Annotated in this window: 24 protein-coding genes; 18 read left to right on the top strand and 6 right to left on the bottom strand. The window is 47.6% G+C overall.

Annotated elements, in window-relative coordinates; translation table 11 throughout:
• The first annotated feature begins 221 nt into the window (after positions 1-221).
• From Q0V21_RS21230 to Q0V21_RS21210, 5 genes are all read left to right on the top strand, one after another.
• Positions 222-563, top strand: a complete 342-nt coding sequence (locus Q0V21_RS21230; protein WP_094937374.1) for a zinc ribbon domain-containing protein YjdM — start codon at positions 222-224, stop codon at positions 561-563.
• A gap of 185 nt (positions 564-748) precedes the next feature.
• Positions 749-1024, top strand: coding sequence for a type II toxin-antitoxin system Phd/YefM family antitoxin (locus Q0V21_RS21225; protein WP_301880531.1), 276 nt, complete (start codon positions 749-751; stop codon positions 1022-1024).
• The gene (locus Q0V21_RS21220) at positions 1005-1331 is read left to right on the top strand and encodes a type II toxin-antitoxin system RelE/ParE family toxin (protein ID WP_301880530.1); all 327 of its coding nucleotides are present in this window, start codon (positions 1005-1007) and stop codon (positions 1329-1331) included. The genes Q0V21_RS21225 and Q0V21_RS21220 overlap by 20 nt, the downstream gene beginning before the upstream one ends.
• A 432-nt stretch (positions 1332-1763) precedes the next feature.
• A complete protein-coding gene (locus tag Q0V21_RS21215; protein ID WP_301880529.1) occupies positions 1764-2576 on the top strand; it encodes a class I SAM-dependent methyltransferase in 813 nt (270 codons plus the stop codon).
• Between the two features lie 174 nt (positions 2577-2750).
• Positions 2751-3803, top strand: coding sequence for an LLM class flavin-dependent oxidoreductase (locus Q0V21_RS21210; RefSeq protein WP_301880528.1), 1053 nt, complete (start codon positions 2751-2753; stop codon positions 3801-3803).
• A gap of 124 nt (positions 3804-3927) precedes the next feature.
• Here Q0V21_RS21210 and Q0V21_RS21205 read toward each other — a convergent pair whose 3' ends face one another.
• Positions 3928-4584 (bottom strand): TetR/AcrR family transcriptional regulator, encoded by a 657-nt coding sequence (locus Q0V21_RS21205; protein ID WP_301880527.1) that lies wholly within the window; start codon positions 4582-4584, stop codon positions 3928-3930.
• A 194-nt stretch (positions 4585-4778) separates the two neighbouring features.
• Between Q0V21_RS21205 and Q0V21_RS21200 the strand changes: the two genes are divergently transcribed.
• Complete coding sequence (locus Q0V21_RS21200; RefSeq protein WP_301880525.1) at positions 4779-5594, top strand: SDR family NAD(P)-dependent oxidoreductase; 816 nt, start codon at positions 4779-4781, stop codon at positions 5592-5594.
• 199 nt (positions 5595-5793) lie between these two features.
• On the opposite strand, the gene Q0V21_RS21195 is transcribed toward Q0V21_RS21200, so the two are convergent.
• Complete coding sequence (locus Q0V21_RS21195) at positions 5794-7554, bottom strand: cellulase family glycosylhydrolase (RefSeq protein ID WP_301880524.1); 1761 nt, start codon at positions 7552-7554, stop codon at positions 5794-5796.
• Between the two features lie 110 nt (positions 7555-7664).
• The gene (locus Q0V21_RS21190) at positions 7665-8132 is read right to left on the bottom strand and encodes a DUF4385 domain-containing protein (RefSeq protein ID WP_301880523.1); all 468 of its coding nucleotides are present in this window, start codon (positions 8130-8132) and stop codon (positions 7665-7667) included.
• Positions 8133-8219: 87 nt separating this feature from the next.
• Here Q0V21_RS21190 and Q0V21_RS21185 point away from each other — a divergent pair, with 87 nt between their 5' ends.
• The 4 genes from Q0V21_RS21185 to Q0V21_RS21170 all read left to right on the top strand — a co-directional run bounded on the left by Q0V21_RS21185 (position 8220) and on the right by Q0V21_RS21170 (position 11632).
• A complete protein-coding gene (locus tag Q0V21_RS21185) occupies positions 8220-8510 on the top strand; it encodes a DUF1877 family protein (RefSeq protein ID WP_301880522.1) in 291 nt (96 codons plus the stop codon).
• Between the two features lie 96 nt (positions 8511-8606).
• The gene (locus Q0V21_RS21180) at positions 8607-8744 is read left to right on the top strand and encodes a hypothetical protein (protein ID WP_179132740.1); all 138 of its coding nucleotides are present in this window, start codon (positions 8607-8609) and stop codon (positions 8742-8744) included.
• Positions 8745-8961: 217 nt separating this feature from the next.
• On the top strand, positions 8962-10467 hold the full coding sequence (locus Q0V21_RS21175; RefSeq protein ID WP_301880521.1) for a copper amine oxidase N-terminal domain-containing protein: 1506 nt from the start codon (positions 8962-8964) through the stop codon (positions 10465-10467).
• A gap of 244 nt (positions 10468-10711) precedes the next feature.
• On the top strand, positions 10712-11632 hold the full coding sequence (locus Q0V21_RS21170) for a GNAT family N-acetyltransferase (RefSeq protein ID WP_301880520.1): 921 nt from the start codon (positions 10712-10714) through the stop codon (positions 11630-11632).
• Between the two features lie 121 nt (positions 11633-11753).
• Here the strand turns inward: Q0V21_RS21170 and Q0V21_RS21165 are convergent, their stop codons facing one another.
• From Q0V21_RS21165 to pdxR, 3 genes are read right to left on the bottom strand one after another with little or no spacing between them, the layout of a single operon-like run.
• Positions 11754-12212: a GNAT family N-acetyltransferase gene (locus Q0V21_RS21165; protein ID WP_301880517.1), complete on the bottom strand. Its 459-nt coding sequence runs from the start codon at positions 12210-12212 to the stop codon at positions 11754-11756.
• Entirely contained in the window at positions 12209-13129 is a 921-nt protein-coding gene (locus Q0V21_RS21160) for a D-alanine--D-alanine ligase (protein WP_301880516.1), read from the bottom strand. The genes Q0V21_RS21165 and Q0V21_RS21160 overlap by 4 nt, the downstream gene beginning before the upstream one ends.
• Positions 13130-13141: 12 nt before the next feature.
• Entirely contained in the window at positions 13142-14593 is a 1452-nt protein-coding gene (pdxR, locus tag Q0V21_RS21155) for a MocR-like pyridoxine biosynthesis transcription factor PdxR (protein ID WP_301880515.1), read from the bottom strand.
• Between the two features lie 673 nt (positions 14594-15266).
• Here pdxR and Q0V21_RS21150 point away from each other — a divergent pair.
• The 8 genes from Q0V21_RS21150 (at position 15267) to Q0V21_RS21115 (ending at position 24507) form a co-directional block, all read left to right on the top strand.
• On the top strand, positions 15267-15623 hold the full coding sequence (locus Q0V21_RS21150) for a nucleotide excision repair endonuclease (protein WP_024629700.1): 357 nt from the start codon (positions 15267-15269) through the stop codon (positions 15621-15623).
• Positions 15624-15885: 262 nt separating this feature from the next.
• Positions 15886-16635 carry a Bax inhibitor-1/YccA family protein gene (locus Q0V21_RS21145; RefSeq protein WP_079348495.1) on the top strand — a complete coding sequence of 250 codons (750 nt, stop codon included), beginning with the start codon at positions 15886-15888 and terminating at the stop codon, positions 16633-16635.
• A gap of 280 nt (positions 16636-16915) precedes the next feature.
• Positions 16916-18133 (top strand): ABC transporter substrate-binding protein, encoded by a 1218-nt coding sequence (locus Q0V21_RS21140; RefSeq protein WP_301880513.1) that lies wholly within the window; start codon positions 16916-16918, stop codon positions 18131-18133.
• Between the two features lie 49 nt (positions 18134-18182).
• The gene (locus Q0V21_RS21135) at positions 18183-19229 is read left to right on the top strand and encodes an ABC transporter substrate-binding protein (RefSeq protein WP_301880512.1); all 1047 of its coding nucleotides are present in this window, start codon (positions 18183-18185) and stop codon (positions 19227-19229) included.
• Between the two features lie 495 nt (positions 19230-19724).
• Positions 19725-20585 (top strand): alpha/beta hydrolase, encoded by an 861-nt coding sequence (locus Q0V21_RS21130; RefSeq protein WP_301880509.1) that lies wholly within the window; start codon positions 19725-19727, stop codon positions 20583-20585.
• 161 nt (positions 20586-20746) lie between these two features.
• Positions 20747-21532, top strand: coding sequence for a 2,3-dihydro-2,3-dihydroxybenzoate dehydrogenase (locus tag Q0V21_RS21125; protein WP_024629705.1), 786 nt, complete (start codon positions 20747-20749; stop codon positions 21530-21532).
• Positions 21533-21555: 23 nt separating this feature from the next.
• Entirely contained in the window at positions 21556-22890 is a 1335-nt protein-coding gene (gene dhbC, locus Q0V21_RS21120; RefSeq protein ID WP_301880507.1) for an isochorismate synthase DhbC, read from the top strand.
• Positions 22891-22893: 3 nt separating this feature from the next.
• Positions 22894-24507: a (2,3-dihydroxybenzoyl)adenylate synthase gene (locus Q0V21_RS21115; protein ID WP_301880506.1), complete on the top strand. Its 1614-nt coding sequence runs from the start codon at positions 22894-22896 to the stop codon at positions 24505-24507.
• Positions 24508-24546 lie beyond the last annotated feature (39 nt).

Below are 24546 nucleotides of genomic sequence, written 5' to 3'. Positions count from 1 at the left end.
GTACAATTCGTGTGAGATATGACTTTGAATCGTATTATTTTCGTGGTGATACTCCAGAATGTTTCTTCTTGAACTTCAGTATAAGGAGCCTTCCTTAAATCAGGGGGCGTCGTAATCTTAAATTTAGTTTAAATTCATTAACCTCTTCTTATGTGGAAGAATGGACTGTATTCCCGTATACTTGCGAGAAAGCCACAAAATGAATGGAGAGTTTAATACATATGTCTAATTTGCCTAACTGCCCCAAATGTAATTCCGAATATACTTACGAGGACGGTAATTTGTTGGTGTGTCCAGAGTGTGCGCACGAATGGGCGCCAGTGTCTGAACAAGAGAATGCGGAAGAAACGAAAGTAGTACGCGATTCGAACGGTAATGTCCTGAATGATGGCGATACTGTTACGGTCATTAAGGATCTGAAGGTGAAAGGCAGCTCGCTGGTGGTTAAGCAGGGCACCAAAGTCAAAAACATTCGTCTGATTGACGGTGACCACGACATCGACTGCAAAATCGACAGCCTGGGCGCGATGAAGCTGAAGTCCGAGTTTGTGAAAAAAATCTAGCAAAACTCTTTAGGTACGCTGGATTGCCATATTACTGGTCTCGTTTTTAAGCCATAAGGAACGTTCATTTCTGCAATGCTGTGGAAGTGAAGGTTCTTTTTTGTTGTGTGGAGAAAGAAGCAAGATGAATAAAGTAGTATTATAATGTTATAATTAAGTGATTATAATGATATTGGAGGGAAGTTATGCAGATCAAACCATCAACTACAATACGCAAGGACTATAACGGGTTCTCTAAATATTGTCATGAGCTGGATGAGCCCGTGATACTTACCCGCAATGGAGAAGCTGATTTAGTCGTGATGAGCCATGAAGCGTTCCGGAGAATGGAAGCCAGAAACGCGTTGCAATCCAAATTACTCGTTGCAGAGAAACAGGTGGCTGAAGGTGAAGAGTTGCCCAGTCACGAGCAAGTGATGACACGATTACGGAGAAAATTGGATGCTTCCAAAACAGAGTAGTATCCGATATACTCCTGCTGCTGTTGATGATCTGGACGAAATTTTCTCTTATATATCTAAGGATAACGTGGAACAGGCAGAGAAAATGCTTAATAAACTGGATGGAAAAATAAGAAACATTGCCGATTTTCCTAATATAGGCTCTGTTTTGTCAGAGGACGATTATCACCTGATCCAGAGAGGATACCGTTTTATCGTCGTTTCTCCCTATCTGGTTTTCTACCGCATTGTTGGAGAGGATATTATCATTTATCGCATCTTGCATGGGCGGAGAGATTACCTCCGGGATTTATTTGAAATGAATTGACAGGAAATATTTAGAAGCACTATACTAGTTAAAATTTAACAGTCAAACGCAATGATCAGGAGTAATAAGGCTCAAGGTTTGGTCCAGAGAACTGTCGCTATGGTGCAAGGCAGTCCAACCTTCCCCAACTCACCTGTGAGCAGCAGGGTCGAATCGTAGTTACGTAAGTATCATCATTGTTCAGCGCACGAAGGGCTGGATGTTGAAAATGATGCTATATCTCTGACTTCGTGTAGATTCTGACGGTTAACCTCCGTCATCAGGTCCTGAGATGCTATGGCAGGATAGGTTAGAGAATGTTGTTTCCAATCCTGTTCATGGATCAAGAAGAGTGGTACCGCGAAGGTCAGACCTGTCGCCTCTTAGTTGAGGTGGCAGGTTTTTTGTTTTTTTATATGGCCTTTAATGTTGAGAAAAGGCAGGTGCAGAATCATGGAAAGATCGCGTGTGATTGACTATTATTCCAGATTTGACGAGTGGGGAAGGTTGGACCGGGAACCGCTGGAGTTCATCATTAACATGCATTATATCCGAGAGTCACTCCCGGCAACCGGACTTGTGCTGGATAATGGTGCAGGGCCCGGAAAATATGCGATGGAGCTTGCCAAACTCGGATACCGTGTCACACTGTCAGACCTGACCCCTGGATCTGTTGATATAGCTCAGCAGAAGGCAAAGGAATTGGATCTGACACAGCAGTTTGACGGATTTCACGTATTGGATGCAACCCATCTGAACGGTATTGCAGATGAGACATATGATGCCTCTTTGATGCTGGGACCGTTATATCATTTGCAGGTGGAAGAAGAACGAGTGGCTGCGGTACGGGAGCTGCATCGGGTTACCAAGCGTGGAGGAATCGTCTTTGTAGCGATGCAGAGCCGAACGCGAATGGGCATTACTTCTTTGCAATTCCCGCAGCAATGGAAACCGCATGACCACATGGAAGCCATCCGGTCTTTTGTAGAAAAGGGGACGTTCGATCATCCGGATCAGGGACGGTTTACGGGGGCGTACTATTTTAACATTCAGGATATTAACCCATTTATGGAGCAGAACGGATTTGAGACGGTAGACCTGATTGGATCGTCCAGTCTGAGAGCTATGCTCACGGAAGAGCAGCAACAATATTGGAAAGAACGCGGGGAATACGATGAGCTGATCCAGTACATGATTGAGGCGGCCAAAGACCCGTCGATATTGGGAATCTCGTCGCATCTGATGTACATCGGGAGAAGAAAATAATTATGAAAACATTGGATTTGGAGAAGAATATGTCAAGAAAGTGCCCTCTGGAAAACAGGGGGCACTTGTATTTTTCAGCGAAATAGTTCAATATTAAGATAAATAACAAAAGGTGATCTACTTACAATAGGTTAGATGAACGGCGGATCGCTTCATAACAGGGAGGAACAGACAATGGAAATCGGAATTAGTACATTTGTAGAGACAAACCCGGATGTAAATACAGGAGAACTTATAAGTCATGCGCAGCGTATTCGCGACGTCGTTGAGGAAATAGTTTTGGCAGATCAGGTGGGGCTGGATGTATATGGCGTGGGTGAGCATCACCGTTCTGACTATGCCGCTTCATCACCAGCTGTCATTCTGGCCGCCGCAGCTTCACAGACCAAACGCATTCGCCTAACCAGCGCTGTAACGTTGCTATCTTCGGCTGATCCGGTGCGGGTATTTCAGGATTTTGCAACACTGGACGGCATTTCGAATGGGCGTGCGGAGATTATGGCAGGACGGGGGTCATTTATTGAATCCTTTCCTTTGTTTGGTTACGATCTGAACGACTACGATGAACTATTCGACGAGAAATTGGAGCTTCTCCTGAAGCTGCGTGATTCGGAAAAAGTAACCTGGCAGGGCAAGCACCGCCCTTCCTTTAACAATCTGGGCATCTATCCACGTCCGGTACAGGAGAAGCTGCCCGTATGGATCGGCAGTGGTGGTAACCAGGAATCGGTTGTCCGCGCGGGTCTGCTTGGATTACCGCTGGTACTCGCCATTATTGGTGGTCGCCCCGTTCAATTCGCACCATTGGTGGAACTATACAAAAAAGCAGCGGCACATGCAGGGCACGACGCATCCAAACTGACTGTGGCTTCTCATTCTCATGGGTTCATTGCGGATACAACCGATGAAGCGGTAGAGAAATTCTTCCCGCCAGCTCAGGCTACAATGAATATGTTGGGCCGTGAACGTGGTTGGGGACACTATAGCCGTGCAACCTTTGACGCGGCACGCAGTCTGGAAGGTGCACTGTATGTGGGTGATGTAGATACCGTTGCTCAGAAGATCATCTACCTGCGCAAAGAAGTCGGTATCACACGCTTCATGTTACACACTCCCCTGGGCACGATGCCGCATGAGGATGTAATGAGAGCCATTGAGCTGCTCGGCAAAGAAGTAGCGCCGAAAGTGCGCGCCGAAATTTCGCGTTGGGAAGCTGAGAATCAGTAAACATGTTAAATCGGCTGAAATCCGATACAGAAGATAGATTAAAGCAAGAAAAGGAGCATGCCAGGTATATTACGCCTAGGCATGCTCCTTTTCGTTTGTTTTATAAGACTAGATTCAATGCTTATCAATTCCCAGATACTCCAACAAGGGAGAGAACAACCATGGACAACGTATGATCATATAGCCTTTTGGCGGCTTCTTCACTCTCAATATGGCCTCCCAAATACAGATGGATGACACCATGCAGAGGGGCCCAGATCATGCGGACTGCGAGCAGGAGATCGTTCTCCTTAAGCATTCCCTGCTCCATTGCGGCCGCAACTAGGGAAGTAATTTGTTTGAGAGCAGTTGCTGTTCCTTGCAGACTCTCTGCATCTGGTTTGAATTCTGCAAATGAACCGCCAAACATCAGCTGATAGAAGCTGGATTGTGAGATCCCGAAATCCCAGTAGGCATAAGCGAGGTCACGAAAATATGTCTCGAATGATGCTTGCTGAGGCACAGATTCGAACGATTGGGACAGGAGGGCGCACCCCTCCATGTATAGGTATTTGGCTAACCCTTCTTTTTTACCGAAGAGGTTATATATGATTTTGGTGGAGCACTCCATTCGTTCAGCCACACGCCGAACCGTGACGGCTTCGGGACCGTGCTCTTGCAGCAAAGACGCGGCAGCATGCACAATATTTTGGCGCAGGTTTTCGGAGTGCTGAAGTCTGGCTTCCTGAAAGGTAGTGACCGTGTGAGCGGATTGTTTGGAACCCGAATTGTGATCTTTCATCTATCTCATCCTCATACATCCATATTGTTGTTTAACGGAAACCGTGTTTCTTATCGTCATTCTACTGTTTTACGCTGGAAATCGTCAAATGATCAAAAGAAGTTGACAGTAAGAAGACAAGAGAGTACGATGATTTCAATAGGAAACATTGTTTCTGATAAAAAACAACTGTTCGAGAAAAGGGTGGATGAGATATGAAACAAGTTCAAAATCAATGGGTACTCATTACGGGGGCTTCTTCAGGAATTGGGCAGACTTTTGCATTGGAGATGGCTTCAAAAGGAAAACATGTGGTCTTGGTGGCTCGATCGGAGTCCAAATTGCGTCAACTGGCCGAACGGATTGAGCGAACCTATCAAGTGAAGACGGAAGTGATTGTAGCGGATCTATCCCAAGCGGATGCACCACAACACGTTTATGAGGAATGTATGAATCGGGGCATACAGGTCAATGTATTAATCAACAATGCGGGATTTGCCACGCATGGAATGTTTGAGCAGGTGGATGGTGCACGGCAGCAGGAAGAGATTATGCTGAATGTACTCGCAGTCATGAACATGACCCATCTTTTCCTGCCAGGTATGCTGCAAAAACGGAACGGTACGATCATTAACGTTTCTTCAACGGCTGCTTTTCAACCTGACCCATACATGGCTGTGTATGGGGCCACGAAATCTTTCGTTCTTTCTTTTACAGAGGCATTGTATGAAGAGAACCGGAAGCGAGGCGTTCAGTTTTTGGCTCTATGCCCTGGCTCAACCGACACCTCATTCTTTGATGTAGTAGGAGCCGAAGAGGCTTCGGTAGGCAAACGGGATACGCCCGAGCATGTTGTGGAAGTAGCGATGAAGGCGTTGGAGTCAGGTAAACCGTATGCTGTACCAGGTGCCTCCAATTACTGGACGGCCCAGTTCGCTCGCCTTATGCCGCGCAGACAAATGTTGCGGATCGTAGGTGGCATGCTTCAGCCCCGATCGAAGAGTGGTAAACCGAAAAAAGCACAGGCTTAACCGTAACAAACGGAAATACGCTGCCAGCGAGAATCCTCACTGGCAGCGTCTATATCTGAACAATCTTCAATACTCCATAAGCCATTACTGCATCCGGCAGCCCTAAAGCAATTACCTGTGATCTTAGTCCCAACCCTAGCCCTACTTATTAGATCAATTCATCTCGTAGAATCCATTCTAACTCTCACTCCATCAGTATCTAATCCTGTACTTCTCCACTCACCTGATTTCCGTTCTTCATCAGGGTGTAGCGAATGACCTCACCACTCCAGAAGTGAAAAGTCAGCTTAATCTGTCCATCATGCAATTCCTTGAGCCAATCTGGTTGCAGCTTAATTTCATTGGTCTCATAGGAGGGCGCAAATGTGGTCAAAAACTCTTTGAACGGTGTCCAGTCCTGTGGAGCTGTGTTCTCACCGGATGAATACACAGCTTCCATCGTGGCAAGCTGATCACCTTGAAATTGGGTGGGAATGGAGAAGGTGTCTATCGTACCTGTTGCCCGGCCCAACTCAGGCTCCGTGGACACAATTACATTCCATTTCCATTCTGCGCCCTGATTAAACTTCGCCGTGAGTATCCCGTTGTTGCCAAGCTTCTCACTTGAGCTAATTAGCCGGGATAACGCAGCGGCTTTGACAGTTAACGTACTGCCACTGAACGAATAGTCTGTTCCAGTTCGCAGCATCTGCTCGTCCGCATACAGGGAAACCAACTTGTTACCGTTTAACTTGATCGTCAATGGCTTGTCTTCCACAGGCGCACCTTGTCTGAAATAGAGCAGATCTCTTTCTCCTAAGGCAGAGCGACCCGTCCAACTAGCTTGGATCATCCGCAACAAATCCGGGTCTGTCCACTGGAAGGTCTCGCGGTTCAGATGCTGACCGTTGTCCCACAACATGGATGCGATTTTCTTTTCCTTTACCAGATAGCCGATGAATTCAAAATATTTCAGCTTCTCTCCCTGTTCGATAACATCGATATGTTTGTCAAAACCGAGCAGGCCATATTCGCCTAGAATAACGGGAATACCCTGAACAACCAGCGTGTTGTACACATTATTAAACGTGCTGGCCGCATCATTTTTCGTATCCGTATCGAAGGTGGTATGCCCTGCAATATTGACGCTAAACGGCCAGTATCCGTAATAATGCACCGTAGCAATTAGGTTGTGATCCTTCAGCTCAGAGATCGTCTGATGCAAACTGTCCAGTCTCACCTGTGTTGGCGAACCTTCCAGCGTGGGCAGGACCAAAGGGCGCTCACTGTTATTTCTACCTGTTTGCCGCACCAGTTCCACAAATGCGGTGTTCAATTCATGCAAAAGCTCCAGCTGTCGCGCCTCATTAATATTGCTGCCTGAGCCCATGTCGCCAGCATTTGTTGCTCCGCGGCTAAAGCGCGGTTCGTTAACACTCTCAAACATCAGCTTACGTGGTTCATCTTTGAACTGCTTGGCAATCTGAGTCCATACGGCTTTGTACCGGGAAAGCACCTGATCGTGGTCATTGTCCAGTTGGCTGATCCACAGATAGGAATCATGATGAACGTTCACGACAACATAGAGATTGGCATCCAGCGCCCATCGGACAATCTCCTGAACACGTGCCATGTAGGCCGGATCAACAGTGTAGTCGGGTGCTTCCCCGATATGCCCATCCCATGTGACGGGAATGCGAATACTCCGAAATCCCTGGGCAGCAATCTGCTGTATCAGTTCGCGGGTTACTCGTGGGTTGCCCCAGTAGGTTTCATCAGGTCCGACCGTATCCAGGGAATTTCCGAGGTTCCATCCTGGCTGCATCCCGTCGACATAGCTTTGTAACGGACCAAAAGCCGTCATTTCATGTTGTCTGGCAAGTTCAGACTTGGCTGCGGATGCAGGCAAAGGAAGCAGAATAAACAGACATAAAGTGATGCAAACAAGCGTCAGGACGAATTGGTGGCTAGGTGGGTTCATGAGGACTCCTTTAGATAGGCATACATCGTTAATATCGTTAGTGAAGCTTGATGTATTGCATTATATCAAAATGAACATCTGCATGAATCAAGTATTTTGATTTACACCTGTTACTGCGTGTTCTCCGACTCGTACTTCTCCCGATGCTCCTTCTTCATTTTCACATAGTCCGGGTCCGTTTTGGCGATCTCCCATTGGGCTTTGAAAATGGCTGCTGATTCAGCCTTTACCTCATCATTCTGATAAGGCAGGATGGTGCCGTCCTCTTTCGAATATTTGCGTCCACCTTTATGATTCGTATAACGCCTTGCCCGCGTGTAACCCATCTGCAGAAACTTGCGCGCCATATCCATACCGACAAAGTCATCCTTTTTCTTATATTCCAAAAATAATTCATAGATCTTCTGCGAGGATTCTGTTGCAATCTCGGGTGTTTTGAACCGCCAATGCGGTAAAATTTCGCTTTTGTAGGGCGCCACCATTAATACGCCTTGCTCTCCCCGGCCAACGGTATACAGTTCAGGCTGCTTGCGCAGATCAAGCTCATCGTAATTGAGGTTGTAATCAAACTTTTTCATGGAATCCGTTCCTCCTTGAAGATTATTGTTCCTTTCCACCTCTTTACCCCGATTCTTGTACAACAAGCACGGTTAATGGGAAAGAAGATGGCAGGAGAACAATATTGGGGGAACTATTCTGATATGGATCTGTTTCTGTTGACCAATGAGCAGGTGCTTGAAGCGTACATGGCTTTAGAGCAGATGACACCCGAGGAATTGAAGGAACGGTTTAGCCTGGAGCAAATGGTGGCTGAGGGCGTGTATCCGGTCATGGAGGATTGGGATGCGGATGCAGACGAGACTTTCCAGGAAATCGTGCAGACACTGGATGATATTCAGGCTTTATATCAGGCAGCTGCCGCAAGCGGGAACGGGATGGTCTTTTATATTTTCTAAGCTCCCACCTTCGTCTGTTTAATTCGTCATCATTCCGGTTATTGATAGAAACAAGGCATATGCCTTAAAAATCCGGTAGAAGAGAGGGAATACGATATGACACAGGACCAGAATGAAGAGAACAAAGCCATTCAAGACGACGAGCCGGATCAATTTGAAACCCCTACACGTACCGATGGGAAAGAATCGGATGAGGATAGTGACAACGAGGCAGAAGGCAAAGAACGGGAATAAACCACAGCTGTTTATGATTGGACTAAGCATAGTGTTATCGTATTGAAGCCAACCACACTAATGCTAAATTATACGTCATATCCGAGGTCGGACATTTGTTCGGCCTTTTTTTGGTATTTATTTATCGATCCGGTTTACAACAATTACCTATAACCCTCATAATAGGAGTGAACCACATTTTTCCTAAGGAGGAGATCGTATCAAAAATCACAAGCTATTGAAGTGGATTGCCGTACCACTCGTTTTGATGATGGTTGCGCTTACGGGATGTCAGGCCGTAGGTGGTGTAGATATTGGCAAGGCCGTTATCAACAGTACAACCGTCAAGTCCGGTGAATCCAAACAGTCCATGCATATAAAAATCGAACCTACAGCAAACCTCGTCGAAGAGGATGCGCTTCAAATGATTGAACTCATTAATTCCATTTCATTGAATATTGAAGATGCCAAAGTGAAGGACTCCAGCACGGCGTCTGTCAAAGGTACACTGAGTATGCAAGGAAAGAAATTGCCTTTCCATCTGTCGATGGATAAATCGGAAATGGTTATTGATGTGGACGGAGCGCAGAAGCCTCTATACATATCTTTGGAGGATGACACACTTCCTATGCTAGATACAAAGGCGTTGGAGAAGCAGATCGAGGAGCTTTCCCCAAAAGTGCTGACCTTCGCGCTGAAGCATTTGTCCAACCCGAAAAATATTTCCGTAACCCCGGTACAGGAATCGGTTAACGGTGAATCACTCAGCCTCTCCAAGCTGCATGTGGAGATCAGCGGTGAAGAGCTTCTTGCCATGGTTAAACCGTTTCTGACCAGTGTTGCTCAGGATGAGCAAGGGCTCAAGGATCTGATTGGAGATCTGTATGATGTGTTCTATCCTATCATGGTTACGATCAACACGGTTGATAATGGTGATGGCAGTGCCCTGCCTTCTACGATTAGCGAATCACGGGATGCTGAGGTTGCTTCAATTTATGAAATGATTAAAGGTGGCCTTGACGAGATTCTTGCCAATTATGACAAGGAACTCAATAGTTTGTTGACCGAAACGCCTGAACTGAAGACGGTGTTCGGAACAGAAACCAAGCTCCAATTGGACTTTTATCTCGACAGCGCACTGAATATTCGCAAACAGAACTATGATTTCAAAGTAGCGTTACCTGCCTCGGAAGATCTGCCGATCAAATCTGTCTCCGTATATGGTGACAGCGAACTGTGGAATATTGGTGGACCAGTGACTGTGGATGCCGTGGACAAAACGGGTGGTGCAATTGATCTGATGCAGGGAGATATCACGCCAGGTCAGATGCTGCGCAATTTCGATTCCAATTCACTTGTGTATCAATTGTTAAAAGATGAAGCAGGCATCACGCGCAAAAATGTCATGCTGTATCCGGACGACGAATCCTATGGCGCAATCACCGTTAAAAATACGACCTTTGTTCCTCTGCGCTATCTGTCTGAGGAATTGGATGCCGAAGTGAAATGGACCAAAGGGTCGGAGAAAATCGTCGTCATCGACGATATCACCGACAATGAAATTGTCCTGACTATAGGTTCCAAGAAGGCAACCGTTGCAGGCAAGGAAGTAACGATGGTCGAACCCGCTTATGTGGGTAAGAACGGTAAAACTTATGTACCGCTGCGCTTTATGGCAGAGTCTCTCGGGGCATCTGTAGATAAGGAAAAAGAAACAGGCTGGATTTTCATCGACCGGCCTTAAGTAAGATTTGTATGTAAACCGTAAGTTGAGAGGGGATTTCAGAGTATGCCAGATTTCTTGTAATGTTCATAAAAGAACACCGAAAAAATTCCGTTAGACCATTAACGGGATACGTGTGTTCTTTTTGACCCATTACGAGGAGCTTCGGCGTTTCTGAAATGATGAAACGAATCGAGGAGTGCCTCTAATTGGAGGTGCTCCTTTTTGTCGTGTCATCCCAAATAAATCCTCAGAGGTGTTACATATGGAAACTCAATTAAACATCCAATTACGGCGTGCTCAACAAGAAGATGCGGTTATGCTGGCAGGGATATGCACCCGAGCCTTCGATCATGCGATTCAAGTCTGGGCTAAGGGAGTGGAAGATCTGGACAGCAATATTTGTCCACCCGGCTATTCTTCTGTTCGCATGCACAGTTACGTGATCCGCGAATGGGATTATTACGTTATAGAATGTGATGGTTGCGCCATTGGTGGAGTCAGTGTAAATGTGTTGGGGAGTAAGCATGTGAGGCTGGATAAAATCTTTATTGACCCCATCTGGCAGGGGCGGGGCATAGGATCACAGGTCATCCGGCTTGTTGAGGCCGAATTCCCGGAGATTGGGATATGGAAGCTGGAGACCTCGGGAAGACAACGGGATAACCATCATTTTTATGAGAAAATGGGTTATGTCTGTCTCTATGCGTCTGAAGATGAATATGGATATGAGAAAATCATAACAACAGAGTCTAAAGTCCAGCTCCCATCCGAAGAGTTATCCACCGTTAAGGGTGAGTCGGTTAATGAATTTTACCAAGCTAATCTGAATTCAGTCCGCTTCAGCACCAGCAATCTTCAGAATATCCGAATGACTGATTGCAACCTGAGTGGAGGCAAATTAACCAATCTGAATATGACTCACATATTATTGGCTGACTTGCGTTTGACGGATAGCAAGATTGAGTTCTGTGCTTTGGACGGCGTTCATTTTGAGGATACACATCTCGGCCCAGACAGAATACCCATGCGTTGGGAACAATGTGACCTCAAAGGTAGTCGTTTCAATAACTGCGATCTTTCTGGCGTACAGTTGGAACAGTGCGAGGTAGCAGGGATGAGAATCAATGGAGTGGCTGTAGAAGAATTGCTTGCTGCTTATGAGTCCATGAAAGCCAAAAGCTGAATTACTCGCATAGTAATATGAAAAGCCCGTTTCCGGCCTTTGTGCTGGAAATGGGCTTTTTTGTTGTTACTTTATAAAGAAGGGCGAATTCCATCCGAAATCCGTCATGATGCGATCAGAGTCAGTTGTGCTGCAAAGCCTGAGGCTTTTTGCTAAACCCGGTACTTCCCGCGGTAAAGCCCATCTGTTGGTAGAATTCATGTGCAGCTTCACGATCTGGTCGATTGCCGCTGTTTAGGGACAAGGAATCCACACCATGAGTGGCAGCCCACTGCTCCGCTGCTTCAATCAGCTGACGGCCTATGCCGGAGCCTCTGAACTGGTCATGTACGATCAAGGCCATGATGCGGCAGTGTCTTCCGTTTTTTTCATATAGGTAAGATGTTTGCAGTCCTATTAATCCAACGACACGGCCACGGACTTCGGCAACCAACGTTGCAAAGTTTGAATCCGCAGCGATGTGTGAATAGCGCTCCTTCATCTCGGCATACGTGGTTGGGTAACCGAGTTGATCCATAAGAATGACCATATCCTGCAGATCTTCATGGGAACTGTTACGAATCGTTACATTTAGGTTCATGAGCGTGTGGCCTCCTTTTGGCGTTCTTTTAACGAGAGATCAATGATGGAATCCAGCAAACCGGCAAAGGAGATACCAGCAGCGGCTGCACTTTTGGGCAGCAGGCTATTTCGGGTAAGACCCGGCAGCGTGTTCACCTCAAGCACATAGGGCATGCCATCCCGAATCATCATGTCCACACGGGCATAGACACTGCATTTTAACACCCGGTAACAGGTTAGTGCCGCCGCTTCTACACGTTTGTGCAAATCGGCAGGCAAATGGACGACCTGCTCCTCAGCGCCGCCGTCATTATATTTGGAGGTGTAATCAAAAAAATCGGCATTTGAACGAATCGAAATAACAGGAAGCATCTGACCATCCAGGACGGCGCAGGTAATCTCCTCACCCTCAATATATTGCTCGATCATGACGACTTCGTCCCAGACGAGTGCCGCTTCTACAGCCGCCTGAAGAGCCGAGGGCTCCTGCACCACTTGTGTACCGATGCTGGAACCGCCTGAATTGGGCTTTACCACAACGGGATACGTTAACTGCTGCACAGCGGTTGATGACAATTCATCCAGACTGCTTACCTGAAGCCACTCGCCGGTAGGTACACCCGCATGCTGGATGAGCCGTTTGGACATATCTTTGTCCATGCAAACACTGCTCGCGAGTACACCACAGCCTGTATAAGGGACGCCAAGCGACTCTAACGTACCCTGAATCGTGCCATCCTCGCCGTATTTGCCGTGCAGAGCGAGCAGTGCCACATCCAATCCTGCAGCTTTCTCGATGAGATCTCGTTTACTGTTGATCTCCACCGGAATAACCTCATACTTCTGTCTATCCAGATGGTTGATCATCTCCTGTCCGGTGAGCAGGGAAACATCCCGCTCCGAAGATGTGCCACCCATAATCACGCCAACTTTCATGTGTAATCCTCCTCATTTCATTTGAGCAACCGTCTCGCCAATGATGCGAATGCCTTTGCGGATGTTCTCATCGCTGACCCGGGAGAAGCCCAAACGCATCGTGTTATGTCCCTGGCCCGGTTCAAGATAAAAGGTATCCCCGGGCATGAAGGTAACGCCTTTTAGCTTGCAAGCCGCCAGCAGCTCCCTCGTATGGTATTCCGGTGGGAATTGTACGAACAGGTGAAGTCCGCCTTCACCGGAAACCCGGCACATCGGCAGATACTGCCGCAAAGAGCGGACGACCAGCTCATATTTTCGCTTGTACTCCGTACGGGCCCGCTTCAAATATTTCTCGAAATTGCCGTTGCTCAGATATTGATAGAGCAGGGACTGATCCAGCGTCGAGGTATGAATGCTGCGCGCCCGTTTCATGCTTTCCAGATAATCAATCAGTGCCGCATCCGCAATGATCCAGCCTACCCGCAGTCCCGGAAACAGTACCTTGGAGAAGCTACCCAGATACACGAGTCCGTTCCCTTTGCCCACACTGGCAATCAGTGGAGAGACGTGGGAACCGGAATACCGCAATTCCTCGTTAAAACCGTCTTCAATAATCGGCACCTGGTACTGGTTCATCAACCGAATGATCTCTGTCCGTTTGGCAGGGGACGTGACGATCCCGGTTGGATTATGATAAGAAGGTACGAGATAGGCCAGATCATATGGGGTTACTGCAAGTTCCCGTTCCAGCTGCTTCAGATCCAGACCATCTGGCTCCATATCTACACCGGTCAGGTGGAATTGATGAAGCCTCAAATTTTTGACGGCTGTATGATGTGTCGGGTTTTCACATAAGGCTCTACCGCTTTTTTTGCGCAATGCGCCCAATACCAGATCGAAGCCTTCCGTAAATCCATTGGTAATCAGAATATCTTTGCCGCTCAGATCGACACCCTTATTTTCCATATAACGCAACAAATACTTCATAAGAGGCCTATAGCCTTTCGCATATCCGTAATTCAGCAGCACTTCGCCTTCAAGCGACATCCGGTCGAGGAAGGCTCTTTTAACGTTTTGCATGTCGAACAGCTTCTCATCCGGCGCGATGCTGGTAAAAGAAATCTCACCGCGCTCCGAACCGGAGCCATGCTTCATCAGATCATACTGCTCAGCCTGGATTGCGTAGTCGCTGACGCGTTCATTCCAGTCCAGATGCCACCCGGATGTAGACTCAGGTGCACCAATGGTGGAGCTAACGTAATTGCCTTTGCCTTTGACCGCATAAATCAGGCCCTCCTCCTCAAGTTCAGCATAGGCCAGCAGAATCGTGCTTCGGCTTACTTTCATGAGTGTACTGAGTTCGCGAGTGGAAGGAAGTTTTTGTTTGGCTTGCAGGCCGCCTTTGAGCATCAATCGCTTCATATAATCTTTGACTTGTATATATACAGGGCGGTCCTCCGTCAATTGCAGATCGGAATACATCCCATCACTCCCTTATTTGCTATCTTGCCATATTATAACCCCAGCAGAAAGAACCACGATACCTCTGTTTCCCCGCGGGTGTGGTTGACTGTTTGCGCGCAAATGTAAAAAAGCCCTGGCAACATGCCGGGCTGGGGTGAAACGTGATCCATCTTGTATAGTGCTGCTGCAATAACTTTCTAGGTTGGCGTTGCTTGACTAGTCTCTCTAGGATCGATAGCTACCTGTCCTTCTACGTGTGTCTATTTACTCTCGTACGGCTATAATTGCATGCTTTCTAGGTGAATCCAATTCTATACTGTCTTCGTAAAACTAGGCTCTTTCTACGTTTGCTTGCTGCAAGGGTCGAATAGATGATGAATCAAAATTCTATAAGGCTAGGTTCTTGCTAACTGTACTCTTGTCATGCGCGCGTAACAGAATTCAGTATGAAAAAGATGATCAATCATAGGGTACAATAGACTGAAGTAGATATAAAGACATATGTCTTAGTGCCCAAATTCTTCCTCATACCCCTATAGTACCACTTTGAATCAGGGAAGTTAACCTTTTTTTTGAAATATTTGTCGTAATAGTTGAAAAAAGCTTGAATCTTGCTTCTTATTAATGAAATGGTTTCCCTTTATAATATATGATAGGATGTAAACCTATAGATAATGAGGAAGTGAGCCTATTGATTAATATTACTGTGCCAACACCAGATGTCACCATCACGAAGCAGGCTGATCCACAGCTTAGCCACATTTATGGATTCACCGATTTCCACCTGATCACGCGGGAAAAAGGTGGTATTTTCATGTTTTACAATGCCGCTGGTGAGTTGTTATTTGTCGGGAAAGCACGAAAGTTAAGACCGCGTATCAAAAAACATTTTGAAGATACCGTATCACCAATGAAGGCACATCGTGAGGAAGTGACCACCATCGAAGTATGCGTTATTGAAGATCCGGTGGATCGCGAAATTTACGAGACCTATATCATCAACACGATGCGTGCGAAATACAATGTAGATAAAGTACTGTACAAATAAGTATCTCGAATACACCCCAAGAGCGTTAAGATTTGAAATCAATGGATGGAATTCGCCGAAATAAAATGTGAAGCATACTCCGTAAAGTTTGGGCCATATAGCCTATACCTTGCGTCAACAGACAAGGATGTGATCTGCGGATTGCATCCCAGGTCTGCTTGAAAGATTTAGAATTTTTCTGAGATGTAATTCGTAGAATTGTCAATGTAGAACGTAGAGATGGTATTACAGGATGAACAAATACATAGAAGAGGTGATTGTTGTGATCGGTCGTAGCGGTAACCCCACACTCAAAGATAGTACGTTTGAAGACTCCAGAGGATATGGAGATGATCGCTATCAGAGTAGCATGACGATTAACGGCACGGTAAACAAGGCGTTTATTACGCTGGTGATCCTGCTGGGCAGTGCATTTGCATCCTGGATGATGTTTTTCAATGGGCAGGAAGTGCTTCCTCTTGCAATCGGAGGGGCCATTGCCGGATTCATTCTGGCTCTGATTATCTCATTTAAACCTGTGGCCGCGCCTTACCTTGTGCCAATCTATGCGGTGGCAGAAGGGATGTTCCTGGGTGCACTCTCGGCCTCGTATGAGTATTTGTATAATGGTATCACGCTGCAGGCAGCTTTGCTGACCATGGCGGTCTTTATTGCTCTGTTGATGGCATACAAGACAAGACTGATCAAAGCTACGGAGAACTTCAAGCTGGGGGTTGTGGCCGCAACCGGAGGCATCATGATCATGTATCTCCTCAGTTTCGTGCTTGGTTTCTTCGGAATAACCGTTCCCTATCTGCATGATAACAGTCTGATCGGCATCGGTATTTCTGTTGTCATCGTTATTGTGGCGGCTCTGAATCTGGTACTTGATTTTGATTTTATTGAAACTGGTGCCGACAACGGTGCTCCGAAATATATGGAGTGGTACGGTGCATTTGGATTAATGGTTACGCTGGTATGGCTGTATATTGAAATTATTCGTCTGCTCAGCAAGCTGCGGAGCCGGGATTAATTCGCTTCAAACCTTTTCAAACCTTTTCAAATCTAATCATGCAATTCGTCATCAAAAGCTAACTCGTGCTCAAACACGCAGTTAGCTTTTTCGACGTTTATTGGGAAAGTCTTAACACCGAACTGTGCACTTTCTTCCATATATGGATTGACTGAAAGGAAAAGAATGTGATATTTTAATTGATAATGATTATCATTTTCGTTAAGTTAATATGGTGCCAGCTTTATTGCACTGTACATTTCATATCAAACCGATCAAGCAGATCGAAAGGAGTGGCCTTATGTTACTGGAAAATGATTCGCAGACCTCTGCGTACTTGCCCGTTACCGGCCGCAGTCCCAAGACGGATCTTGCCAAGGTAAAAGGATATATGGACGAGCACTATGATGAACCATTGTCTATTGCGGATCTCGCCCACAAAGCCAATATCAGTGCGAAATATTTCGTGGATCTGTTCAAGAAAACCTACGGACAGAGTGCAATGGAATATCTGACTGATCTTCGCATCAATCGTGCCAAACGATATCTGAAAGAAACAGGGTACAAACTTCGTGAAATCGCGCTGAGAGTAGGCTATAGCGATGAGTATTATTTTAGCCGCAAATTTAAAAAGGAAGTGGGCGTATCTCCTTCGGATTATGCCAAAAATGCAAGAAAACGCATCGCCACCTGCTCCTCCAGCATCATTGGACAGCTACTGGCGCTTAATGTCATGCCTGTCGCTGCGCCGATCGATCCCAAATGGACCGCTTATTATTATAACGCGCACCGTACCGAGATTCAGTCACACTTGAGACTGACAGACCCGTATACCAGTTTGAGATTTGAAGCCAACGTGGAAAGACTGATTCATATCCGGCCGGACGCTGTTGTGGGTACGGATCAGATCAGTGATCAGGATCAGGCCAAGCTGGCCGAGATTGCACCTTGTTGTTTTGTACCGAAGTATCACTTGGATTGGCGTGCGCAGTTACGTATGATCGCTGCTTTTTTGGAGCGGGAAGAACAGGCAGAGCAGTGGATTAGTGTATACAATCAGCGAGTTGAGAAGGCACGGAATTCCGTGCAGCAGAAGGTGGGCAGGGAGAAGGTCATCGTTGTCCGGGTGTATGGTCAGCACCTTTATCTGTATCGGAATCCGGGCATTGAAGAGGTCTTGTACAATAATGGTTTACAACTGGAAACCTACCCCGATGTTCAGACCAATACACCGTTAACGTTGGAACAATTGGCTACCCTAAATCCGGATCGAATTCTCGTTATGGTGTGCCCTGAGGCCGCTTCGCGAGCATACTGGCTCAGTCTGCAGCATTCACCCGTATGGCGTCAGCTTAAGGCAGTAAGGCAATATCAGATCCATCTGATTACAGGTGATCCCTGGTTTGATTACTCTGCCGTAGGTGTGATGCGCATGCTGGATGAAGCTTTGCTGATTTTCACGGGATATTGTCCAAATGTATATCTGGATAACGTCCATGGTGATTCCCGGGCTACATGACATATAATCCATCTATCTAAATGAGAATGTTTATCAAGGGGGATATGTCATGTTTAAACAGAAAAAAGATAACGGACTCTGTTCCGTTCGTCCATTTCGTAGCGCCGGTATCTCGGCCATGCTCGTACTGATATTGATTACGGGTCTGCTGTCTGCCTGTGGCTCCGCATCAGAAAATGCGGGAGAAGCACAGAAAGAGCAGGCAACGACGGAGTCATCGACCACAGCATCATCTGGAACGTCTGTGGCAGAAGAGGCACAGGTAGAAACCACAGGTGAACGAACGGTAAAAGACGATCTGGGACATGATGTCATCGTTCCTGAGCATGCAGAGCGTGTCTTTGCACCGTATCTGGAAGACTCTCTGTTGACACTGGGTGTCAAGCCGGTAGCCCAATGGGCAAGCGGAACGCAAGGGCATGTTTATCTCCAGGATCAACTGAGCGGCATACCAACCCTCGATTTCTCCAGTGGGCTGCCTTCTCCAGAAGCGCTGATGGCGTATAATCCGGATTTCATTATTTTACACACGGCCCAATATGCCGAGAACGGTGTATATGAGAGTTATTCCAAAATTGCACCAACCTACGTATTTACGAATGCTTCGGGTGATGTAGAGAAGTCTTTGCAGGTAATCGGCGATTTGCTGGGCAAAACGGCTGAGGCTGAAAAAGCCATCGAGACGTACCATGCAAAGGTAGATGACGCGAAAGCCAAGCTCGCAAAAGTGACCGAGGGCAAGAAAGCAGCCATTATTCGTTTTGCTCCTCGGGGGATCAGCATGATGGGCGGTAACTATTTCAGCGGTTATGTGGTTTATCAGCAATTGGGACTTGGCAAGCCCGCACTGGTGCAAACGGAGAACAGCGCAACGGTATCTACCGAGGTACTGCCTGAGATTGATGCCGACTTTATTTTCACCGTGGAACAGGGTCCAGGGAGCATGAAGGAAATGACGGATACCAAAGTATGGAATAGCATGCCTGCAGTTAAAGCTGGACATGTGTACGCCGTGGAGCCAGCTCCGTGGCTGGGCGGTGGATTGATTGCTTATGGTCATGTCATTGACGATACGCTGAAGGCGTTAACGCAATAATTGAGGAAATTCATCCATATGTATTGATCGTAATATGAGAACTGTAGCTCCCCGCGGAGTACCAGAAACCGGACAAATTCCAGCGTTTCAGGTGCTCCGTGAGGGAGTTTTTTTTATTTTTAATTTCACGGGTAACCAAGTCAGTTACAGAAATGTGGAAATATGGAGATAATCAAAAACATTTCTGGATATCGTCCATGGGACAGCCGGATCGACTCTTCTATAATTGGTAATGAGAATCAATCTCAAACATTTCAATAATATTATTAAACATAACAGTATAAGTTGAGTTTATGAACTACACAGAAACGGAGAAGTCAGAAAAAACCTGGAGAAGCGAAGCGTTCGCCTTTATCTCTGGATTTCTCCCTTTATAAGAGGGGATAGAGGAAATCTGGAGATAACAGCGATTGGAAGGTTATTCTGACGGCGGAGTGTATGTGTAGTTCAGTATTCAACTTATATACGCAGAACAACGAGGAGGAACCATCCGTAATGACGTTTCAGCCCAATCAACCCGCATCTCGTACCCTTGAACATATCGCACGCAGTACCGTACAGATTCCACGTGCCGAACAGTGGACCATGAAATCACGCAACGGCAATCATGCCTATCAGATTATGGTGTTCCAACCGGCAGAAGCGCCACCGCCTTCGGGATATCCGGTGATCTATCTGCTGGATGCCAACTCTGTGTTTGGAACGATGGTGGAAGCCGTTCGTGTACAGGGCCGCAGACCGGAGAAGACCGGAGCACTTCCGGCCATTGTTGTTGGCATTGGCTATCCAACGTCGGGCCCTTTTTCACCGCACCGATATTATGACTTTACCCCGCAGGCCACAACGGAATATACCCAGAAGTCGGATGGAACACCTTTACCGGAACAGGGTGGGGCGGATGAGTTCTTGCAGTTTATTGAAGAAGAACTGAAGCCGGATATGGAACAGCAGTTCCGGATCGATCGGAACAGACAGGCCATTTTTGGACATTCTCTTGGTGGATTGTTCGTGCTGCACACGCTTTTCAAAAAACCGGAAGCCTTCCGCTATTACATTGCGGGCAGCCCGTCACTTCACTGGAATCAGACCGTCATGCAGGCAGAGGAACAGGAATTTGTCGCAAAGTTGGAGCAGCATCCCGTGAACGTCAAGGTGTGGATTGGTATGGGTGAACAGGAGAAGACGCATCCTGCGCGCAACAATGATAAGGCTTCGAGTCTTACAGAACGGTTATCCGCGCTGAAGAAGCCGGGTCTTGATATTAAATATACCGAGTTCGAAGAAGAAAACCATGTATCGGTACTGCCGTTTCTGATTAGTCGGACGATGCGGTTTGCCTGCAGCCCGGAGTCGTAGGAGGAAAGAGCCGACAGCAATTTCAATCAGGGGTCTGGGGAGATTGGGCGAGAGACAGATGGATAGAAATGTTACAAATTCACGGATAATCCAATTGGGTTCAGCAGGATAACATATCTCTCCAACAGGGGAGGGAGCAGTAATGCAAGGGAGGAACAGGAGTGAGTTACACAGGAATTCATGGAAAAGTGGCCGTGGTCACCGGTGCTGCGCAAGGGATCGGTGAAGCCGTGACGAGATTGCTTGCCCAGCAGGGGGCTATTGTTGCTGCTGTTGATATACGTGAAGATCAGTTGGACCAGTTGGTCACGGAACTGCGAAATCAGGGACATCAGGCAGCAGCCTGTCCTGTTGATATATCCAATCATCAATCCGTCGAAGATGCAGTGCAGCGTATTGAGGAGACATTAGGTCCCATTGGCATTCTGGTGAATGCAGCGGGTGTACTGTACACGGGAGCAGTGAGTGAACTCCGTGATGAAGAATGGACAAGGACTTTTGACGTGAATACGCATGGTGTATTTTACATGTCACGTGCTGTGGTACGAAACATGGCCGAACGTCAATCGGGAGCGATCGTTACTGTAGGTTCTAACGCTTCAGGTGTGCCCCGGATGCACATGTCCGCCTACGTAGCCTCCAAAGCAGCTTCAACCATGTTCACCAAATGTCTGGCGCTTGAATACGCCTCAGACCATATCCGCTGTAATATCGTATCTCCAGGTTCCACGGATACGGATATGCAGCGTGCATTGTGGGCGGATGAACAGGGAGCAGAGGCAGTTATCGCGGGTTCCCCACAGGCATACCGTTTGGGCATTCCTCTGAACAGACTGGCGTTGCCGTCGGATATCGCGGATAGTGTGCTTTTTTTGGTATCGGATCAGGCCAGACATATTACGATGCATAACTTGTGTGTGGACGGAGGCGCCACGTTAGGTGCCTGAATCAAGATAAGGAGATGATAATCATGTCAAAAGCGGGTACGGTTGCTGCAACTTCCGCCTTACACCTTCTGGAACAATATCGGGAGGGGACGTCCTTTTTCTGGTCTTCACCGCAACATACCCTGTTAGCTCAAGGGGAACAGATTCGATGGTCTGCCGTGGAGGTATCGGAGGCGAATACACGGGATTCCACGGGCGCGGTAAGTGTTACCGAACAAAAGCGTAATGAAGAAACGCAGCTTTTTATTAAACGGATGGAACAGCTGATGGAGAAGGCAAGAGCCTTGGGCCAAACGAAACCGATTGTGGTCGGCGCCATTCCATTTGATCCCATTCATTCTTCTGCGGAGCTATTCGTACCAGAAACGGTACAATGGGCTGAACCTTTATCTCCGGATTCGAGGGCATTGGTGGAGAAGCACCCGGCCGCAGTGGGTTGTGAGGTGTGTGAAGTGCCTGCCGGAGCAGTATATCAACAAAGCGTAAACAACGTTTTGGTTAACCTGAATCAAGGCATTCTCCACAAAGTTGTGTTATCCCGTACACTGCATGTGACTTCACAGAGCTTTGTAGACACACATCAATTACTCCGTAATTTGTTCAGGGATAACACACACGGATATACATTTGCTGTTCCGATGACGAAGCTCTCTCAATCGAAAGTTAACATAACAACGGATAAACGCACTAGTATTGAGGCCGGAAAAGAAACCCATCGGACATATATCGGAGCAAGTCCCGAATTACTGGTTACACGAAAAGGATCCAAAGTGAGAGCCAATCCACTTGCCGGGTCTGCTGCCCGGAGTGAGGATCCTGCGGAGGACCGCCGCCGTGCAGAAGCGCTGCTGGCTTCAGCCAAAGATCGCCATGAACATGCCGTAGTCATCGAGGCTGTGGCAGAGGCACTGCGTCCGCTGTGCAAGCAGCTATCAGTCCCGGTAGAACCTTCCTTAATCCAGACACGGACCATGTGGCACTTATCTACGGAAATTCATGGGGAGCTTGCTGATGTAAACACATCATCACTGGAAGTTGCGTTTGCTCTTCATCCTACACCAGCAATATGTGGAACGCCTGTACAGGCGGCTCGGGGAGCCATTAGGGAACAGGAGCCATTCGAACGGGGATTATTCACTGGTATGGTGGGCTGGTGTGACAGTGACGGTGACGGCGAGTGGGCTGTAACGATCCGATGTGCGGAAGTGGAGGGCAAAATACTTAAACTGTTTGCTGGAGCGGGGATTGTAGCAGGTTCTACAGCAGAAGCGGAGCTAGCAGAGACCTCAGCGAAGTTCAGAACAATGCTGCTCGCCATGGGTTTGGATTCAACTGTGTCCAGTATGAAGGAGGAATGAGTGATGCTGTCAGGATTTCAGGCCTGGCCTGAGGAAGTTGCCGACCGATATCGTCAGGAGGGCTGTTGGGAAGGAATTACGTTTGGAGAAATGCTCCGCCAGCGTGCTGATCTATATGGCAATCGGGTAGCCATTATCAGCGGAGAACAGCAATTAACCTATGCGGAGCTGAACGACCGGGTGGATCGTCTGGCCGCCGGTTTATATGCCAAGGGAATACGGCAGCATGATCGGGTGATTATCCAGCTGCCCAATATCACGGCGTTTATCGAGGTATGTTTTGCTTTATTCCGCATCGGTGCACTGCCTGTATACGCATTACCCTTGCACCGGAAGAGCGAAATCACGTATTTTGCCCGGTTCTCTGAGGCCGTAGCTTATGTAATACCTGATCAGGATGGCGGATTTGATTACCGTACGCTGGCAGAAGAGGTCCAGGCAGAAGTTCCCGGACTTCAGCAAGTATTCGTGGCGGGAGAAGCGGGGCGGTTCACGGCTCTGGAAGATGTCTATGCAGACCCGATTAAACTGCCGGATGAGCCGGTTTCTTCCGACGTTGCTTTTCTACAGTTGTCTGGTGGAAGTACCGGGCTGTCCAAAATGATTCCCCGCACCCATGATGACTACATCTACAGTTTGCGGAGAAGTGTGGAGGTCTGCGGGCTCAGCCCGGAGAGTGTCTATCTGGCGGTACTGCCTATAGCACATAACTATCCGATGAGCTCACCAGGCTTTCTGGGTACGTTGTATGCGGGCGGAGCAATTGTACTGTCACGAGGATCAAGCCCGGATGAAGCCTTTCCGCTCATTCTGCGCCATCAGGTGACCATCACGGCTCTTGTACCACCGCTTGCGCTCATCTGGTTGAACGCGGCGGCTACCCGGGGTGTTAACCTTCCATCACTTAAGGTACTTCAAGTTGGCGGAGCCAAATTCAGTGCCGAGGTGGCTGCACGTGTCCAACCCGTCCTGGGCTGTACCTTGCAGCAGGTGTTCGGCATGGCGGAGGGTCTGGTGAATTACACCCGTCTGGATGATCCGTTGGATGTCATTGTTAACACTCAGGGCAAGCCGATGTCTCCGTATGACGAAGTGCGAATCGTGGATGACGAGGATGTTGAGGTGGAACAGGGGCAATCGGGACATTTACTGACGCGAGGTCCTTACACGATTCGTGGTTATTACAAGGCCGAAGAGCATAACGCCAGATCGTTTACCACGGACGGTTTCTATCGTACCGGAGATATTGCGAGTCTTACGGCGGATGGATACCTCGTTGTGGAAGGACGGGCGAAGGATCAGATTAACCGCGGTGGTGACAAAGTGGCTGCCGAGGAAGTGGAAAATCATTTGCTGGCCCATCCTGCCGTACATGATGCCGCGTTAGTATCCATGCCGGATGAATATCTGGGTGAGCGTTCCTGTGCATTTATCGTGCCGAGCGGTGAAGCTCCGTCAGCTGCCGAAGTCAAATCTTTTCTGCGTAATCGGGGCCTGGCGAGCTATAAAATACCGGATCGGATTGAGTTTGTACAGTCTTTTCCCAAAACTCAAGTTGGCAAGGTCAGCAAAAAAGCGCTGCGCGAGATGATTACAACTAAAGAGCCCATATCCTGATCGTGATTTCTTATAGATAACATTGCAGCACAACGATGA

The organism is Paenibacillus sp. 11B (assembly GCF_030487755.1).
Lineage (GTDB): Bacteria > Bacillota > Bacilli > Paenibacillales > Paenibacillaceae > Paenibacillus > Paenibacillus vandeheii.
Note: the sequence above shows the minus strand (reverse complement) of the source record. Positions and strands in the feature narration are given on the sequence as shown.

Coding starts and splice junctions, on each gene's coding strand:
- Q0V21_RS21170 (WP_301880520.1), top strand. CDS start 10,712: ATGGAAACTCAATTAAACATCCAATTACGGCGTGCTCAACAAGAAGAT.
- Q0V21_RS21165 (WP_301880517.1), bottom strand. CDS start 12,212: ATGAACCTAAATGTAACGATTCGTAACAGTTCCCATGAAGATCTGCAG.
- Q0V21_RS21210 (WP_301880528.1), top strand. CDS start 2,751: ATGGAAATCGGAATTAGTACATTTGTAGAGACAAACCCGGATGTAAAT.
- Q0V21_RS21140 (WP_301880513.1), top strand. CDS start 16,916: ATGTTACTGGAAAATGATTCGCAGACCTCTGCGTACTTGCCCGTTACC.
- Q0V21_RS21190 (WP_301880523.1), bottom strand. CDS start 8,132: ATGAAAAAGTTTGATTACAACCTCAATTACGATGAGCTTGATCTGCGC.
- Q0V21_RS21135 (WP_301880512.1), top strand. CDS start 18,183: ATGTTTAAACAGAAAAAAGATAACGGACTCTGTTCCGTTCGTCCATTT.
- Q0V21_RS21230 (WP_094937374.1), top strand. CDS start 222: ATGTCTAATTTGCCTAACTGCCCCAAATGTAATTCCGAATATACTTAC.
- Q0V21_RS21225 (WP_301880531.1), top strand. CDS start 749: ATGCAGATCAAACCATCAACTACAATACGCAAGGACTATAACGGGTTC.
- Q0V21_RS21220 (WP_301880530.1), top strand. CDS start 1,005: ATGCTTCCAAAACAGAGTAGTATCCGATATACTCCTGCTGCTGTTGAT.
- pdxR (WP_301880515.1), bottom strand. CDS start 14,593: ATGTATTCCGATCTGCAATTGACGGAGGACCGCCCTGTATATATACAA.
- Q0V21_RS21130 (WP_301880509.1), top strand. CDS start 19,725: ATGACGTTTCAGCCCAATCAACCCGCATCTCGTACCCTTGAACATATC.
- Q0V21_RS21160 (WP_301880516.1), bottom strand. CDS start 13,129: ATGAAAGTTGGCGTGATTATGGGTGGCACATCTTCGGAGCGGGATGTT.
- Q0V21_RS21180 (WP_179132740.1), top strand. CDS start 8,607: ATGACACAGGACCAGAATGAAGAGAACAAAGCCATTCAAGACGACGAG.
- Q0V21_RS21205 (WP_301880527.1), bottom strand. CDS start 4,584: ATGAAAGATCACAATTCGGGTTCCAAACAATCCGCTCACACGGTCACT.
- Q0V21_RS21195 (WP_301880524.1), bottom strand. CDS start 7,554: ATGAACCCACCTAGCCACCAATTCGTCCTGACGCTTGTTTGCATCACT.
- dhbC (WP_301880507.1), top strand. CDS start 21,556: ATGTCAAAAGCGGGTACGGTTGCTGCAACTTCCGCCTTACACCTTCTG.
- Q0V21_RS21115 (WP_301880506.1), top strand. CDS start 22,894: ATGCTGTCAGGATTTCAGGCCTGGCCTGAGGAAGTTGCCGACCGATAT.
- Q0V21_RS21200 (WP_301880525.1), top strand. CDS start 4,779: ATGAAACAAGTTCAAAATCAATGGGTACTCATTACGGGGGCTTCTTCA.
- Q0V21_RS21185 (WP_301880522.1), top strand. CDS start 8,220: ATGGCAGGAGAACAATATTGGGGGAACTATTCTGATATGGATCTGTTT.
- Q0V21_RS21215 (WP_301880529.1), top strand. CDS start 1,764: ATGGAAAGATCGCGTGTGATTGACTATTATTCCAGATTTGACGAGTGG.